This window comes from Variimorphobacter sp. HTMS_6, from assembly GCF_059717775.1.
The window spans coordinates 3,929,112-3,945,304 of record NZ_AP046094.1; the positions used below are offsets into that span (position 1 = coordinate 3,929,112).

14 protein-coding genes are annotated in these 16,193 nt (G+C 37.8%); 11 read left to right on the top strand and 3 right to left on the bottom strand.

Annotated elements, in window-relative coordinates; translation table 11 throughout:
* Positions 1 to 36: 36 nt before the first annotated feature.
* Both AC6IWN_RS17770 and rpiB read left to right on the top strand, forming a co-directional pair.
* The gene (locus AC6IWN_RS17770) at positions 37 to 495 is read left to right on the top strand and encodes a low molecular weight protein arginine phosphatase (RefSeq protein ID WP_497989282.1); all 459 of its coding nucleotides are present in this window, start codon (positions 37 to 39) and stop codon (positions 493 to 495) included.
* Positions 496 to 498: 3 nt separating this feature from the next.
* On the top strand, positions 499 to 930 hold the full coding sequence (rpiB, locus tag AC6IWN_RS17775) for a ribose 5-phosphate isomerase B (RefSeq protein WP_497989284.1): 432 nt from the start codon (positions 499 to 501) through the stop codon (positions 928 to 930).
* On the opposite strand, the gene AC6IWN_RS17780 is transcribed toward rpiB, so the two are convergent.
* On the bottom strand, positions 899 to 1,408 hold the full coding sequence (locus AC6IWN_RS17780; protein ID WP_497989286.1) for a DUF402 domain-containing protein: 510 nt from the start codon (positions 1,406 to 1,408) through the stop codon (positions 899 to 901). The genes rpiB and AC6IWN_RS17780 overlap by 32 nt on opposite strands.
* Before the next feature lie 223 nt (positions 1,409 to 1,631).
* On the opposite strand from AC6IWN_RS17780, the gene AC6IWN_RS17785 reads away from it, so the two are divergent.
* Entirely contained in the window at positions 1,632 to 2,444 is an 813-nt protein-coding gene (locus AC6IWN_RS17785; protein WP_497989288.1) for a YwmB family TATA-box binding protein, read from the top strand.
* A 151-nt stretch (positions 2,445 to 2,595) separates the two neighbouring features.
* Here AC6IWN_RS17785 and AC6IWN_RS17790 read toward each other — a convergent pair whose 3' ends face one another.
* Positions 2,596 to 4,251 (bottom strand): hypothetical protein, encoded by a 1,656-nt coding sequence (locus tag AC6IWN_RS17790; protein ID WP_497989290.1) that lies wholly within the window; start codon positions 4,249 to 4,251, stop codon positions 2,596 to 2,598.
* 189 nt (positions 4,252 to 4,440) lie between these two features.
* Here AC6IWN_RS17790 and AC6IWN_RS17795 point away from each other — a divergent pair, with 189 nt between their 5' ends.
* From AC6IWN_RS17795 to AC6IWN_RS17810, 4 genes are all read left to right on the top strand, one after another.
* The gene (locus tag AC6IWN_RS17795) at positions 4,441 to 5,613 is read left to right on the top strand and encodes a class I SAM-dependent methyltransferase (protein ID WP_497989292.1); all 1,173 of its coding nucleotides are present in this window, start codon (positions 4,441 to 4,443) and stop codon (positions 5,611 to 5,613) included.
* 80 nt (positions 5,614 to 5,693) lie between these two features.
* A complete protein-coding gene (locus AC6IWN_RS17800; protein ID WP_497989293.1) occupies positions 5,694 to 8,252 on the top strand; it encodes a hypothetical protein in 2,559 nt (852 codons plus the stop codon).
* 50 nt (positions 8,253 to 8,302) lie between these two features.
* Positions 8,303 to 9,418, top strand: coding sequence for an aminopeptidase (locus tag AC6IWN_RS17805; protein WP_497989295.1), 1,116 nt, complete (start codon positions 8,303 to 8,305; stop codon positions 9,416 to 9,418).
* Positions 9,419 to 9,472: 54 nt separating this feature from the next.
* A complete protein-coding gene (locus tag AC6IWN_RS17810; protein ID WP_497989297.1) occupies positions 9,473 to 10,489 on the top strand; it encodes a glycosyltransferase family 2 protein in 1,017 nt (338 codons plus the stop codon).
* 141 nt (positions 10,490 to 10,630) lie between these two features.
* Here the strand turns inward: AC6IWN_RS17810 and AC6IWN_RS17815 are convergent, their stop codons facing one another.
* Positions 10,631 to 11,314 (bottom strand): phosphatase PAP2 family protein, encoded by a 684-nt coding sequence (locus AC6IWN_RS17815; RefSeq protein WP_497989299.1) that lies wholly within the window; start codon positions 11,312 to 11,314, stop codon positions 10,631 to 10,633.
* 344 nt (positions 11,315 to 11,658) lie between these two features.
* On the opposite strand from AC6IWN_RS17815, the gene AC6IWN_RS17820 reads away from it, so the two are divergent.
* The 4 genes from AC6IWN_RS17820 to AC6IWN_RS17835 all read left to right on the top strand — a co-directional run bounded on the left by AC6IWN_RS17820 (position 11,659) and on the right by AC6IWN_RS17835 (position 16,064).
* On the top strand, positions 11,659 to 12,834 hold the full coding sequence (locus AC6IWN_RS17820) for a phosphopentomutase (RefSeq protein ID WP_497989300.1): 1,176 nt from the start codon (positions 11,659 to 11,661) through the stop codon (positions 12,832 to 12,834).
* A 41-nt stretch (positions 12,835 to 12,875) separates the two neighbouring features.
* The gene (locus tag AC6IWN_RS17825) at positions 12,876 to 13,361 is read left to right on the top strand and encodes a DNA-deoxyinosine glycosylase (RefSeq protein ID WP_497989302.1); all 486 of its coding nucleotides are present in this window, start codon (positions 12,876 to 12,878) and stop codon (positions 13,359 to 13,361) included.
* A 70-nt stretch (positions 13,362 to 13,431) separates the two neighbouring features.
* Positions 13,432 to 13,878: a D-aminoacyl-tRNA deacylase gene (dtd, locus tag AC6IWN_RS17830; RefSeq protein WP_497989304.1), complete on the top strand. Its 447-nt coding sequence runs from the start codon at positions 13,432 to 13,434 to the stop codon at positions 13,876 to 13,878.
* 197 nt (positions 13,879 to 14,075) lie between these two features.
* On the top strand, positions 14,076 to 16,064 hold the full coding sequence (locus tag AC6IWN_RS17835) for a methyl-accepting chemotaxis protein (protein ID WP_497989306.1): 1,989 nt from the start codon (positions 14,076 to 14,078) through the stop codon (positions 16,062 to 16,064).
* Positions 16,065 to 16,193: the final 129 nt, after the last annotated feature.

Sequence of the window (16,193 nt, forward strand, 5' to 3'; positions counted from 1 at the left end):
TTAGCTGTGCTAACTTGCACAATATCGGAGGTCTGTATGGGGCAATATAAAAAGTTAATATTCGTTTGTACAGGAAATACTTGCAGAAGCCCTATGGCTGAAGCGATCTATAAAAATTTAGAAAATGTAAGTGAAATACAGGTGCTTTCACGTGGATTGGTAGTGCTATTTTCTGAGCCAATCAATCCAAAAGCTGAAATTGTATTGAAAAAACACGATTTGGAATTACCGGGTCATGTTTCAAAAGGCTTAAAGGAATATGACATTGACGATGATACCATGATTCTGACTATGACGGAGAGTCAGATGAAAAAAATTCTTGAGGATTATCCTGATACCAAAAATATTTTTACAATTAAGGATTATGCCGGTGAAATAGGCGATGTAGTGGATCCGTATGGTGGGACACTAATGGATTATGAGGAATGCTACATCGAGTTAGGAAGGCTGGTTAAAAAGACATTATATAAACTTAATGAAGAAATGGAGAGATAACAGATGATAGCATTAGGAAATGATCATGGTGGATATGAAATGAAAATAGCCATAATGAAGTATCTGGATTCCAGAGGTATTGAGTACAAGGATTATGGTTGTGGCAATGTAACTGCAAGTGATTACCCGGATTATGCGCATGCTGTAGGAAGAGCAATTCAGAACAAAGAATGCGAGCTGGGAATCTTAATTTGCGGTACAGGAATTGGTATATCGATTGCGGCGAATAAAATGAAAGGAATTCGTGCAGCGTTGTGCCATGACTGTTTTAGCGCAGAAGCCACCAGATTGCATAATAACGCCAACATTTTAACGATGGGTGCCAGAGTAATCGGTGTTGGACATGCACTAAAAATTGTAGAGACCTTTATTGATACTCCTTTCTCAGAAGATGAGAGACATATTAGGAGAATTCAAATGCTGGAAGAGGATTAAGTTGCTCAATTTCATTGATCGGAGTTTGAAGTTGAACAAATTGTTTGTTATAAATTATATTTAGTAAAGAATTCAGGGTTCGTAAAGCATGGGTTGATTCAATCTGCGTAATTAAACCTTGTTCGGTCGCATCACATAACTCATCAAGATCCATAATACGAACAGTACCGTCTTCATATAGAATGACATCGAGCAACAAGTCTTCTATGATGACGGTATTTTTTTCGTAATCTTTTTTTGCTTGAATGATATCACAATACCAATAAACTACATTGTTATCACAATTATATACTTTGCTGACTTTGTAACCTTTATCCAGATAATAAGCAGAGATTCCCCGACATATATCCTTTCTTGGATGAAGGGTAACCCACTTTGTAATAATTAAATTCTCTTGAATTACTAAAATGATATCGTCTTTCAGACAGATAAGCTCATTCGGGATAAAACGCCTTCTATAAAGTGTAGGTACATTCATAGAATACCTCCTTTTAGGAAAACTATATGCTTTGGGGTGGAAAGTTTTAACTCATTATATCATGAAAATTTGAAACGGTATAGGAGAACCATAAGAAAATATATTACTTTATATGCCTAAATTACCACAATATACTAATCTTTTCTTAAAGTCGAATAAAACTCCAAAATATGGATAAACTGATGAATGAATTAACTACCACCAGCATGTGAGGAGGATTTCGATGGATAATATAAAATTAGATCAAATTATAGAAAAACTAAAGTATACCTTCACTTTAAAACAGACCAGAATTACTTTATATATTGTTATTGTTTTATGGGTAGCATTAGGTGCACAAGTATTTATGAATCGTATGTTTACAGATCAGGTTCAAATTACGGAGGCATTTGTAAAGTCAGATACATCAAAAATGGAAAGTAGTTTACAAGTGGTGGCAGAATATAATAAAAAAACGTTAAGTGAAAATGAAAAGAAAATTATTATTAATAACCTTGCAAATGCAATCGGTCTGGTGATTGATAAGGACATCACCGTAACGAAAGATGCAACAAGAAGTGAAAGTTATTATTTTAAGAAAGCAAAGAAAGCTTATACGCAATTGGAAGTATCCAGTGTAAAGGAAAAAGACGGTCAATCTACTGCAATCAGGCATTATATTATTGCCAGACTTAATATATCTGATGGGATCAGTAGTATAGATAGATATAAGAAGGAACTAGAGAAAGCCATTAAAGCACAGGGAGTTAAGAATATTCAGACGACTTTAAAATACGAAGGTAGTAAAAATGGGACCTTAAGTAAAGATCAAAAGCATAAGATGGCTACCATGCTGGTTAAGGATCTGGAGGGTAAGATTGCAATGGAATACGATGAGGGAGATCTGTATACTGTGTACGGTTATACAGGGTTGTTGAAGGATTACGTGAAATCTCTAGGAAACAAGATTAACATCCAGATAGCCATAACCTATAATGAATTGACAAATAAGACGACAATTACGTTGGCTACACCTGTCTTGAATGACAGTTATTAAGATTAATTATTAAGGGAGCACATTACTCCGATAAAGATTTCCAGGCGATAAGCAACCGAAGGCTTACCTTTCTTGAAAGCTTACGGGATAATATTGCTCCCTAATATTATATCATTACTATTTCACGAAGGCGTATTCACAGAAGAGGCTTTTAGTACCAGCGCCTTCTTCCGCGATGACGTCTTCTTCGATTGAATATTTCATTTAAAAAGATAACGCTTACTAAATCATGAAGAAAATCACGCCTTGAATCGGACGGAAATAAATTGATGCTCTCTGCCTCTACCGTTGGTTCCTCCAAGGAGTCCTTAAGTTTGGCATAGATGCGGTCTACTATCCTTTCCACGGATACTTTATCAGGGTTCTCATCGAACATAAGACTTCCGTCATACTCCAAGAAGTCAGCCTCGCTGTCTACTTCAAGCTGAATCATCTTTGCTGTCTTCGGATAAAGATGGCGGATATAGATTATATCTTTCTCGGAATCATGGGTGTTATCATAACCATATAGAGGAAATAATGGTACACCCATTGGTGCAACATATGGGTTCGTATTCGTTGAAAATACACTCTGAGAATCTGTTCTCCCTGCCATCATACCCAGTTCAGAGAAAGGTGTGATAGGAGTCCGATTAGCGTTCGGGTTTGTAGTTGGCATCGGAGCTGGTGAAGGAGTAGCAGCGCCCGGTGTGGTTGGAGCAGTAGCACCTGGTGTAGTAGGAGTAGTTGGAGCAGCAGGTCTATTCATGTCAGCCGGAGAAGGAGCGGCAGTGCCTGGCGTCATGGAAGGTGTTGGAGCAGTAGTGCCTGGAGTCATGGAAGGTGTTGGAGCAGTAGTACCCGGTGTAGTTGGAGCAGCAGATCTATTCATGTTAGCCGGAGAAGTTGTTGTAGTTCCCGGCATAGGTGAAGTCATAGGGGTTCCCATCGGCCTGGAGTTTGTAGTGGGTGATTGTGTGCTCGGATTCATAAATGAGGGCATGTTGTTCATATTATTTTGTGGTCCACCTTGCGGGAAAGAACGATAAAAATATGGAGGGAATCCACCTGGTGCAGTTCCGGTTCGGTCTTGATTTAAAATAGGAGATGTAACAGGTGAGGTTGGTGCCGGCATACCACCTGTTCTAGGAGTCGTTCCACCCGGTGTAGAAGGTGTAGTAGACGGCACTCCGCCCGGCAAGGTTGAAGGGAAGCCGGGAGTCATTGAAGTCGGAGGTGTACTAGGATTCATAGAGCCAGGCATGCCACCTATTCTAGGAATCATTCCGCCCGGCATAGAAGGTGTGGTAGGAGTCATTCCGCCAGGCATCGGGGAGGTTGAAGGAGAGCCGGGAGTTATTGAAATCGGTGGTGTGGTAGGAGCCATTCCGCCGGGCATCGGAGATGTTGACGGGGTTCCGGTTCCTGGTAATGTAGGAGTTGTTACACCAGGTGTGTTTACACCGGGAATTCTGGTTCCGGGTGTAGAAGATCCACTTGGCCCAGTAGATGGACTTGGAGTAGAGATATTAGGAATGGCGGGATATACCTGACGCTGACTTCCTGTACTACTTTCTGACCCGGGTGTGGTTGGAGTAGGGATTCCGGTTGTAGAATTTATCTGGGATCCTGCTGGAGTATTAGGTGTAGTAGTATTATTAATACGTTCTTGACTTATGTTTAAAACTTTTGATGAAGACTTCTGTGATGTGCTGGTTGAGGACTTACCAGAAGAACCAGGAGTCTTCATACTTTGAGAATTTGCATTATAATTTGGCACTCTATTGCCTCGGTTGGTGCCATAACTTCTGCCCATAGTAAACGACATATAAGTACTCCTAAGCTTTTTGTTATAATATATGCAGGGCATAGAATATATGTGAAATGGGATTTTTATGATGAATATATCAAATTTTATAATAATTAGGTTGTACTATCGGTGAAAAGCCTTTAAAATAGAGAAGGAATCATAATAAATGCCGAAATAAGTAAATTTTATGATAGATTGGATAAAACAATGGATCAAATAATTAGGGAAACATTCGAAGAGGCAATAAAAAACCAAGTATTAAGTATTATTATCTCTAATTCATCGGATAGAGAAAAAATAAATAAAATAAAAATAAGGCCGGTAATGTTAAAAGAAGTATTATATTATCAGGTATCAGAATATATCGGTAATCAAGTGTTTCATGCGAATTACCTGACTGAAGAATTATATAAGCTGCTCCCGGATTGGTTTTGCGGATTGTTTCGACAGGCAGAGATAACTACCGGACGCGGCAAGGTAATTATACTAATCAGTAAAAAGGGAAAAGTAACGGTAATGAACAAAGACAACAGGCAAGAAGATGCAGCGAAGGAACAGGCGGAACTGTCTCATAATAAGAAGAAAAAATATATTCTACAGGATAATGTAGCGTTGCCGTTTTTGATCGACCTTGGGGTAATGAATAAAGATGGGGTGATCATTAAGGCAAAATCGGATAAATTCAGACAGATCAACCGCTTTCTTGAATACGTGGAGGATATTCTTCCACATCTTGATAAAGGGAAAGAATTGACGATTCTGGATTTTGGATGCGGCAAATCATATCTGACCTTTGCATTATATTATTATTTGCGTATATTAAAAGGTTATCAAATTAATATAATCGGATTGGACCTTAAAACTGATGTAATCAAACATTGTAATGAATTAGCCAAACAATATGGCTATGATAAACTCCGATTTTTTGTCGGAGATATTGCATCTTATAAGGAATGTTCATCGGTTGATATGGTGGTTACTTTACATGCATGTGATACCGCAACGGATCATGCCTTATATAAAGCAGTAAATTGGGGTGCGAAGGTTATTTTGTCCGTCCCATGCTGTCAACATGAATTGAATCAGCAGATTAAAAGTGCTACATTAAAGCCGGTTTTAAAATATGGAATTGTGAAAGAACGTATGGCGGCATTAATAACAGATGCGTTGAGAGCAGAGCTGCTTGAACAGCAGGGTTACCGTGTACAGTTGCTTGAATTTATTGATATGGAACATACGCCTAAGAATATTCTAATACGTGCGGTTTTGAAGAAACCTTCTCAAAAGGAAGGTGAATCTTCGAAGGCGGAACTAGAAAGTTGTATGGAGTTTCTGGGAGTTAATCCATGTTTACTAAAACTATTCAGGGATGGTAATTAACTATCATTATATGAGATTGATTTTATCCAATAAAAATCATACAGTATTAATGATGCTTTGATGGCATCATGGAGGTATCGATGTTAAAATATGTTTATCGGGCGATTATATTAATCGCAGTATTTATAGGAGCTTTATTTTATTTTAGTAAGGATATCAAAGAGGTGGTATTTAATGTAGATAATACCATTGCAATGGAGGATGCAACACTTCCATTGGTAACATTAAAAACCGACGACCGGGTGATGAATATGCTGCATGGTTATAGTAGTAATATTGCGGCGAATAAGGTCAGGGAAGCAGTGACACCGCTCGGAGCAGATCAAACCTTTGAAGTCCTATTTAAAAATGATTATTATAAAGTAAAAAAACTAAATTATGAGGTTAGGGAGTTTGTTGGTAATAAATTAATCGAAAATTCGTCTGTTAGTGTATTTGAAAATAGTGATGATTATAAATCTGCTAAAATCAAATTAAATGCGACTTTGGAACAAGGAAAAGATTATGCAGTCAAAATCACCTTAATTACGAGTAAGAGTGACAAGATATACTATTATAATCGTGTTATAGTGAGTGGGGATGCTCGTGTAAAGGATGATATCGATTTTGTAATGAACTTTCATAAAGCTATTCTGGATAAGAAAACAGCAGAAAGTATGCAATTATATCTGGGGACACCGACCAATCTTGATAAAAAACCGAATCTTGCAAATGTATCAATGGATACTTCTGATTTAGATACAATCAGCTGGGGCAATTTAAAACCTACCGTAATCACAAAAGTGGTTCCGACTGTGAAGGAAATATATGAGCAAATGGCGTTAATCGAGCTGAATTATTATATTGAAGCTAAGGTCAATGGTAATACAGAACGATTCCGGGTAACGGAATTCTTCCGTATACGTTACGGTACCGATAGAATGCATCTTTATAATTACGAACGCCATATGGAATCAATATTTGATGTAAATATGGCAGATACAGCTAAGAGTCAGCTTAAGCTGGGCTTAACGTCAAATACTCAGATACCGTATATGCCATCAGTTGATCATAATAAACTGGCATTTGTTCGGGATGGAGCGTTATGGTTATATGATTTAAATAAGAATGAGGTAACCAGAATCTTTTCCTTTGAACAGAAGAAGTCGGATTACATTCGTGACCTTTATAACCAACATGATATCCGTATCCTCGATATGGATGCAGAGGGTAATATTGATTTCTTGGTATATGGATATATGAATCGCGGTCAATACGAAGGCCATGTGGGAATTTTGCTCTATCGTTTTGTTAAAGCAGAAAATCGTATAGAGGAAATGGTTTACATTCCGGTGGAAGAACCCTATCAGAGCTTAAAGGAGAATATCGGTGATTTAACCTATGTCAGTACGAATGCGGTATTTTACTTTAATATCTATAATGCAATTTATGCATATGATATGATAACGCAAAATTTATCCGTCATCGCATCGAATGTTGATAAAAACCAGGTGGTTATCCTACCAGGCAGTAAGGTTGCCGCATGGCAGGATAATGCGGATTTAAAGAAATCCAAAAAGGTTAATATCATGGATTTGGATACGGATAAAATACAGTCAATTGCAGCACCTGATGGATATAATATAAGGTTACTGGATAAGATAGATACAAATATTGTATATGGATATGTGAAGAATAATAGTATTGCTTCCTTGGTGGATGGTAGCATTGTTGCTCCTATCAGTACCGTGGAGATTGCTTCCGCGGATAAGAGAATTTTAAAAACATATAAAAAATCAAACTATTTTATAACCGGAGTATCAGTTAAGGATAATATCCTTGAGCTTCATAGAATAAAGAAATCGGGAGATAACGGGAACTCTTATGAAGCAGCACCTTCCGATTATATTATGAATCAAATAAAGGCAGAGAATCCTTTGATTGGGGTGGTTTCTAGGAAGTCGGATAAGGGATTTAAAGAATACTATATGGTACTTCCCAAAGGGTTCGAAATGGTAACAAAGCCCAAGGTTTTGACTACTGTTAACACAGTAATCAGCCAGGATCCGACACTTCGATTGCCCGAAGTAGAGCAAAAGCATACCTATTATTATCCAAATGTCACAGGTGGAATAGCCGGTGCATATGAAAATGCTTCCGATGCTATCGCAGTGGCAAGAGATAAAGTGGGTGTCGTAATGAGTAACCGTAATCAGCTCGTGTGGATGAGAGGTGTACAGGCGATTCTTGGTGAGCATACAATTGCAGACTTAGATTCAATGAGTTGGCAGGTGGGTTCTGACCAAACAGTTCAAAAATGTATCAAACTGATGCTTCAGCATCAGGGAACCGATGCATCACTCGATAAATTAAATATTCAGGGAAGCAGTGCTTATCAAGTATTGAAGGACTACTCAAGGTACAATCCAATCAGGTTGACAGGTACCTCTCTGGAGGATGCATTGTACTATATAGCAATGAATCGACCAATACTTGGCATGAAGGATTCCACTCACGCAGTACTAATCTATGGATATGATCAACAAAATATTAAGGTGATTGACCCATCTACGAATAGTGTGAGAAGAATCGGTTTAAATGATGCCAGACAGATGTTTGAGTCTGCAGGTAATGTATTTATATCATACCTTGAACAATAAAAAAGAGACAGAATGATTAGCCGCAGCAGATCGGCTGGATGGAGGTAAATATGGACGAGAGAATTAAAGTATTAGCGCATAATTTGGTTAATTACTCAATGCAAGTAAAAAAGGGTGACAAAGTATATGTTCATTATAATGGACCCGCCACTCAGGATTTAGCCAGACAATTAGTGAAAGAAATCTATATAGCTGGAGGATTACCGTTTACACATTATACGGATGCGAAGTTGCAAAGAGAAATCCTCTTAAACTGTACCGAAGAACAGTTATCACTTATGGCTAAAATTGATGCAGCAGAGATGGAAGAAATGGATTGCTATGTTGCGGTAAGAGGCTCTGAGAATGCAACAGAGTTAGCTGATGTCCCCGCTGAGAAGATGAGAATGTTCGATACCTATTATCAAACACCGGTTCATCATGAAGTACGTGTTAAGAAAACCAGATGGGTAGTACTACGTTATCCGAATTCAGCTATGGCACAGCTTGCGAATACAAGTGTGGAAGCATTTGAAGATTTTTATTTTAAAGTTTGTAATCTGGATTATTCAAAAATGGGTGAAGCAATGAAAAGCCTAATTGCATATATGAATAAAACGGATAAAGTAAGAATTGTGGGACCAGGAACAGATTTAAGTTTCTCTATCAAAAACATTCCTGCAGTACCTTGTGCCGGGGATCGCAATATTCCGGATGGAGAGGTATATACCGCTCCAGTACGTGATTCCATCAATGGAACATTAGCTTACAATGCACCGGCAGTATTCCAAGGCTTTACCTTTGAGAATATAACCTTCCGTTTTGAAAATGGTAAGATCGTAGAAGCAACTGCAAACGACTCTGAGCGTATCAATCACATTATGGATACCGATGAGGGAGCAAGATATATCGGTGAATTTGCGATTGGTGTAAATCCTTACATCATCAAACCGATGAAGGATACCTTGTTTGATGAGAAAATCATGGGATCATTCCACTTTACACCGGGTAATTGTTATGAAGAAGCTCCGAACGGTAATTCCTCAGCAATCCATTGGGATTTGGTATGCATCCAGACTCCGGAATACGGTGGCGGAGAAATCTACTTTGATGATGTACTGATTCGTAAAGACGGACGTTTTATCGTGAAAGAATTAGAATGTTTAAATCCGGAGAATTTAATATAATATTTTAGAGAAACTATTTGAGCTGTCCTATGGCAGCGTGGAGGTTAAGTTATTATGAAATTACTTACAGCAGCAATACCTTGTTATAATTCGGCCGCTTATATGAGTCATGCTATTGACACTTTACTCACCGGCGGGGAGGAGATAGAAATCATCATTGTAAATGATGGCTCCTCAGATGATACTCAGAAAATTGCAGAAGAATATCAGCAAAATTATCCGAGTATTGTAAAGGTGGTTCTTCAGGAGAATGGGGGACATGGTGAAGCGGTAAATACTGGTTTAGCAAATGCAACAGGCGTTTATTTCAAAGTTGTTGATAGTGATGACTGGGTAAATGAAAACGCACTGAAGCAAGTAATGGAAGCTCTTAAGAGTTTAATTGAAGACGGTAAGAGTCCTGATTTATTCTTGGCTAACTATGTATACGAGAAGGTAGATGCAAAAAAGAAAAAGGTAATTAATTATAACTGGGCATTGCCGAAGGATCGGGTTTTTACTTGGGATGAAATTATGCATTTTAAGCAAAGCCAGAACATACTGATGCATTCCACAATTTATCGTACAAAACTACTGAAAAGCTGTGGAATTCGTTTGCCAAAACACACCTTCTATGTGGATAACATTTTCGTTTATCAACCGTTGCCATATGTAAAGACGTTGTACTATATGGATGTGAATTTGTACCGTTACTTTATCGGAAGAGCAGATCAATCGGTTAATGAACAGGTTATGATTCGTCGTATAGACCAACAGCTTAAAATTACAAAGATTATGATAGAATCTCATGATCTGATGCAAATCAAGAGCAAAAAGCTTCAAAATTATATGATTAAGTACCTGTCTATGATGATGACGGTTAGCACGGTCTTCTTAATTAAGGAAGGCAGCGACGAGAGTCTTGCGAAAAAGGAAGAGTTGTGGGAGTACCTAAAGAACTACGATAAGCATTTGTACAAAAAGATTAGATCTCAGATACTCGGAAGATCAATGAATTTACCGGGCAAGTTCGGAAGGAAAATCATTGAGATGGGTTACAACATCACCCGTAAGATTTATGGATTTAACTAAGAAGTAAAGAATGCCAAAAGATCGCTTTATGTAATAGATAAAAAAGGGTTAATATCCTCAAAAATCTGAGGACATTAACCCTTCTTTTGTTTTATGTGTTGCAATGTTGAATATAATAATTAAGGTTGATTTGATAGAGTATTAAGTATTTGATAATTTTTGCTCCGCACGCTTGGGTAGCTTTGCCCAGAAGGGAACATAAACAATAAAGTATAGGATAGTGCATAAAATCATCGCTCCAAACACATCCAAAATCGAGTGTTGCTTTAAAAATACAGTGGACATACAGATGGAGATTGTTAATACTAAGGAACCCCATTTTATCCATTTTATTTTACCAAGGCGTTCGCTTTTACTGATTGCAATGAATGCTCCAATGGAGTTAAATACATGAATACTGGGGAATACATTAGTAGCAGTGTCTACACTATATATTTTTGCAAGCATATCAATGAAGATATTACTTCTACCCAGAGAATTTAAATCCACTCTAAGGTGATGGCCATTAGGGAAAATGGTATAAATAAAGAGGCATATGGTCATCCCGCTGAACAAGAAAGCACAGCATTTGTAAAAATCCTTTTTTGAAGTGATTAAAAAATATGCCACAGTTACGAAGATATATATAAACCATAAAAAATATGGGATAATAAATACTTCATTAAATGGAATAAAATCGTCCAGTCTAGAGTGAATTACATTAAAATGAGTAGTAACGGTGCGTTCCAGATAACTGAACCAAATAATATATATAAAAAAATATGATAGGATAAGACCGTGCTTGTACTTTGTAAAAAGTGATTTGAAAGCATTCGCTTTTTTCATAATTATCACAACCCTTCTGAAGTCCATTCTTACATGGCTTCGTAAATTATAGCACAGATAGTAAGGGATAACAATATACCAAAACTTACTTTATAATATGAAGATATGAGCTGTAATACCTTATAATGCAAGGGAAGACAAATTCTACCAACCATATTATTTATCAAATTGTGTTGTTTTTACTCATTAAAAACAGGATAGACAAAATGCGTGTTAAAGTCATTTGTGCAATTTAAAAAGAGTATTGTATAACATGGACATAAGAAGGAATTCTAATTATAATAATATTAACTACTGGTTTGTATGTCATGGAGCCATTAATGATCCAAATAGGAGGTAGAAAAATGAAACGTGTATTTATCATTGTGCTAGATAGTGTTGGGGTGGGAGAGTTACCTGATGCAGATAAATATGGAGATGTGGGAAGCCATACCCTTTATGCTGCATCTACGAGTAAATATTTTAATATGCCGAATATGAAGAAGTTAGGTCTATTTCAAATAGAAGGTGTGAAAGAAAAATTTGCTAGGGAACAATCGGATTCGTCGTTTGAAGGAACAGTCGCAAGAATGATAGAGGTTTCACAGGGAAAGGATACCACAACCGGACATTGGGAGATAGCAGGAGTTATCTCAGAGAATCCTTTTCCGACTTATCCCAAAGGATTTCCACAGGATGTTATAAAAGCCTTTGAAGAGAAAACAGGGCGAAAAACAATCTGTAATCTTCCGTATTCAGGTACAGACGTAATTCGCGATTATGGAAAGGAACATGTAGAGACAGGGGCTCTTATTGTTTATACCTCCGCCGATAGTGTGTTTCAGATTGCGGCTCATGAAGATGTTGTACCGCTTCAGGAGCTATATCGTTACTGTGAGGTGGCCAGAGAATTATTATCCGGAGAGCATGGAGTGGGTCGTGTTATCGCCAGACCATTTACCGGGGTAAGTCCTGACTACAAACGAACCTCCAATCGTCACGATTATTCACTCATTCCACCGCTTACGATGCTTGACCAACTTAGTCAAAATGGGTTGGATGTGCTGGGAATTGGCAAGATATATGACATCTTCGCGGGAAAAGGGGTTACCGACACAGTTCGAACCCACGATAATGCAGAAGGGATTGAATTAATCATAGAGCATACCCGTAGAGAATTTGAGGGGCTTTGCTTTGCAAATCTGGTAGATTTTGATATGATTTACGGACATCGCAATGATGTGGACGGTTATGCAAAAGCCTTAACTTATTTTGATGAGCAGTTACCGAGAATACTGGAAGGCATGAAAGAAGAGGATATCTTAATTATCACTGCAGATCATGGATGTGACCCATCTACTCCATCCACAGACCACTCCAGAGAATATATACCTTTAGTAGCATATGGAAAACGTGTGAAACAGGGATTAAACCTTGGAACCAGAGGATCTTATTCTGATATTGCTGCTTCAGTTTTAGAGTATTTTGGGGTGGAACAAAAGGTTGCAGGAACTTCATTTTTGAAAGAACTACTAATGTGAATTAATGAGAAACATAATTCACATTAGTATGGAGAAGAAATATGGAACGAATAACACACCCGATATCACCCATTTATAATAAATCATCAAGAATCTTAATTCTTGGATCTTTCCCTTCTGTAAAGTCCAGGGAGGGAGAGTTCTTTTACCATCATCCGAGAAATCGATTCTGGAATGTGATAAGCACTATCTATCAGGAACAGTTGCCGGTAAGTATTGATGAGAAGAAGGATTTCTTACTTCGTAATGGAATTGCAGTATGGGATGTAATCCAAAGCTGTGAGATAGTTGGCTCCTCTGATAGTAGTATAAAGAATGTTGTCCCAAATGATTTAACTGCGATTTTAAGAGAAGCGGATATACAAGGGATCTTTACGAATGGGAATGCGGCATATCAATTATATCAAAGATATATCTTGCCCCTCACCAGGAGGGACTGTATCAAGCTTCCATCGACCAGTCCGGCGAATGCCGCAAGCAGTCTGGAACAGCTATTGCAGGAATGGGCATGCATTAGAGATAAATAATAATTCATTCAAATGAAAAAGAGAGAATTGCTGATGCTCAAATAATGGGTGTTGTCAAAGGGAGGAACTTATGAGAATTGTAATACAGCGAGTATTGGAAGCAAAGGTTAACGTAGATGGAGAATGTATCGGCTCTATTGGAAAGGGTTTTTTGATACTTCTCGGCGTCGGTAAAGGAGACACCAAGGAGATTGCAGATCGTTATATTGACAAAATTATAAAAATGCGAATCTTTGCCGATGAGAATGGTAAGACAAATCTATCCTTACAGGATGTTGAGGGCGAAGTACTTGTGGTATCTCAGTTTACGCTGTACGCGGAATGTAAGAAGGGAAATCGCCCCGATTTTATTAATGCAGCAGGTGCGACCCTAGCAAATGAATTATATAAGTACTTTTTAAAATGTATAGAAGAACGTTTAGGCAAAGTGCAATCCGGTAAATTTGGTGCAGATATGAAAGTATCGTTAATCAATGACGGACCCTTTACCATTGTATTAGATGAATCGATATTGTAGATAATATGATTGTTTTACTAGGGACGGTGTATTGTCCAGAATGAATCTATTTCACTTCCGGTTAGCATTAATAGAAAGGTTCCAGATTTTACAAACTTCACTTTAATTTCACCATTATTTCAATTAAACAAGAGGGAAACTTGTAGAAAATTTGTATAAACTGTTGGTATACAATAAGAAGGGGTGAACTTAAATTAATGAAGAGCATTAAGACGAAATTGATTGTATCATTTGCGACACTTATCGTGGCAGTAACCTTGGTAATGGGAATTGTCTTCATAAGAAGCGGTTATCAATCACTGAATGACGAAGCTGAGAAATCACTAAACATTATGGCGGAGGATGGGGCAAAATTAACGGAAAGCCGTATTGAGACGTTAATGACTACGCTTAATATTATTGCAAAGAAGAAAGAAATTGTTGACATGGGTTTGGATGTCAATACCAGTGAGTTGAAAGAAGAGCTTCATAAAACTAATTTTATTGATTTAGCATATGTTCTACCAAACGGCTATGCCAATTATACGAATGGTACAATGAGTTTGGTGAGCGATAGGCCGTATATAAAGAGTGCATTAAAGGGTAAAGCGGATATGTCCGACGTTATATTTAGCAGGGTTACTAGAAAGCCTGAGATAGAACTCAGTGTTCCGGTAGTAAAGGATGGTAAAATTGTTGGAGCGTTACTGGCAAGAAAAGAAGCGGACACGCTGGAAGAATTGATTAAAGATAGAGGATATGGCAAAAAAGGATATGCATTTATGATAAACGGTGAGGGCAGATACATAGCATATCCGGATACCGAGAAAGTGTTAAAACTATATAATCCGATTACGGAAGCGCAGAAGAGTAAGAAGGATACTTCCCTTTCTAGGGCTTTTAAGTCGATGTTAAAACAAAAGCAGGGCGTCGTAAGCTATACGGAGGGGAATAAAAAGTATTTTGCCGGGTATGCTCCAATCGAAGGAACGGACTGGGTTTTTGCAATAACAGCGAATCAAAATGAGGTATTCTCTACCATACCAGAGATGATTCGAACTATTATTATTGTAATGGTTCTAGTGTTAGCGGTAAGTATTGTCATTGTTTATTTTCTGGATCATAGAATCACAGGACCTTTAATAGGTATTACCAAGGTATCGAAGCAGATTGCTAATCTGGACTTTCAAGTAAATATATCAAAGAAATATTTAAAACAAAAAGATGAGATCGGTACACTTTCAGGCACATTTGAGATATTAGCTTCCAAACTTAGAGAAATCATTACCCAAATATCAGAGGCTGCAATTGATGTAACAGCGTCTGCTCAGGAACTGTCTGCGACTTCTCAGGAATCTGCCCGCATTTCTCTGGAAATATCCAATACCGTGGAAAGTATATCAAACGGAGCATTGGAGCAAGCGAAAAATACGGAAGTGGGAGAACAGAATGCAATTTTGCTTGGCTCTAGAATCGAGAAAAATCTTAAGCAGGTTGTGAACCTAAATGAAACGACTGAAACGGTAAATGATCTCGTAAAAAGTGGTTTACTAGACGTTGAACGGTTATCGGAGGCTACAAGAAAGAATAAGCTAGCAACCGATGAAATATGTGAAGTAATTACACAAACTCGTACTAGCTCTGAACAAATCAGAGAAGCGAGTAACGTGATTGCGGATATATCGAGACAGACGAATTTGCTTGCTCTTAATGCATCGATTGAAGCTGCCAGAGCTGGGGAGGCTGGAAGAGGGTTTGCGGTCGTTGCTCAGGAAATTCAAAGAATGGCGGATCAATCAAATTCTTCGACACAATTCATTGATGATATTATAAATGAACTTCTTCAAAATGTGCAAAATTCATCGCAGAGCATGGAGAAAGTAAAGGTTACTTCAGAGCATCAACAAGAAAGTGTTAACCAAACCATTGAAAAATATCAGAATATCGCGAGCGCAATGGTGAGTTCCGAAAAAGCACTAAAGAGATTAAATGAAACGGAACAGGATATGGTCCATGCTAAGAATGAAATAGTAGACATGCTACAGTCCTTAGCTGCAATAGCGGAGCAGAATGCTGCAGGCACGCAACAAGCAACCTCCTTCGTGGAGGATCAGGTAACATCTGCGCAGACATTGGCGGAAACAAGCACAAAATTATCTTCCTTAGCGACGAATCTGCTCTCAGTAATTGACCAAGTAAAGATATAATAATTGAGAATAATTCTCTATAAATAAAATAATATTTGAAATAAATGTATAAACTTTCCCATTTTACAAACACTATAATTAGTAAATGTGATAACAATTAACTGCATACTCAAAATACATTAAATGGAG

What these genes read in the sequence shown, in the direction of transcription:
- AC6IWN_RS17770 (WP_497989282.1), top strand. Translation starts at nt 37, where the DNA reads ATGGGGCAATATAAAAAGTTAATATTCGTTTGTACAGGAAATACTTGC.
- rpiB (WP_497989284.1), top strand. Translation starts at nt 499, where the DNA reads ATGATAGCATTAGGAAATGATCATGGTGGATATGAAATGAAAATAGCC.
- AC6IWN_RS17780 (WP_497989286.1), bottom strand. Translation starts at nt 1,408, where the DNA reads ATGAATGTACCTACACTTTATAGAAGGCGTTTTATCCCGAATGAGCTT.
- AC6IWN_RS17785 (WP_497989288.1), top strand. Translation starts at nt 1,632, where the DNA reads ATGGATAATATAAAATTAGATCAAATTATAGAAAAACTAAAGTATACC.
- AC6IWN_RS17790 (WP_497989290.1), bottom strand. Translation starts at nt 4,251, where the DNA reads ATGTCGTTTACTATGGGCAGAAGTTATGGCACCAACCGAGGCAATAGA.
- AC6IWN_RS17795 (WP_497989292.1), top strand. Translation starts at nt 4,441, where the DNA reads ATGGATCAAATAATTAGGGAAACATTCGAAGAGGCAATAAAAAACCAA.
- AC6IWN_RS17800 (WP_497989293.1), top strand. Translation starts at nt 5,694, where the DNA reads ATGTTAAAATATGTTTATCGGGCGATTATATTAATCGCAGTATTTATA.
- AC6IWN_RS17805 (WP_497989295.1), top strand. Translation starts at nt 8,303, where the DNA reads ATGGACGAGAGAATTAAAGTATTAGCGCATAATTTGGTTAATTACTCA.
- AC6IWN_RS17810 (WP_497989297.1), top strand. Translation starts at nt 9,473, where the DNA reads ATGAAATTACTTACAGCAGCAATACCTTGTTATAATTCGGCCGCTTAT.
- AC6IWN_RS17815 (WP_497989299.1), bottom strand. Translation starts at nt 11,314, where the DNA reads ATGAAAAAAGCGAATGCTTTCAAATCACTTTTTACAAAGTACAAGCAC.
- AC6IWN_RS17820 (WP_497989300.1), top strand. Translation starts at nt 11,659, where the DNA reads ATGAAACGTGTATTTATCATTGTGCTAGATAGTGTTGGGGTGGGAGAG.
- AC6IWN_RS17825 (WP_497989302.1), top strand. Translation starts at nt 12,876, where the DNA reads ATGGAACGAATAACACACCCGATATCACCCATTTATAATAAATCATCA.
- dtd (WP_497989304.1), top strand. Translation starts at nt 13,432, where the DNA reads ATGAGAATTGTAATACAGCGAGTATTGGAAGCAAAGGTTAACGTAGAT.
- AC6IWN_RS17835 (WP_497989306.1), top strand. Translation starts at nt 14,076, where the DNA reads ATGAAGAGCATTAAGACGAAATTGATTGTATCATTTGCGACACTTATC.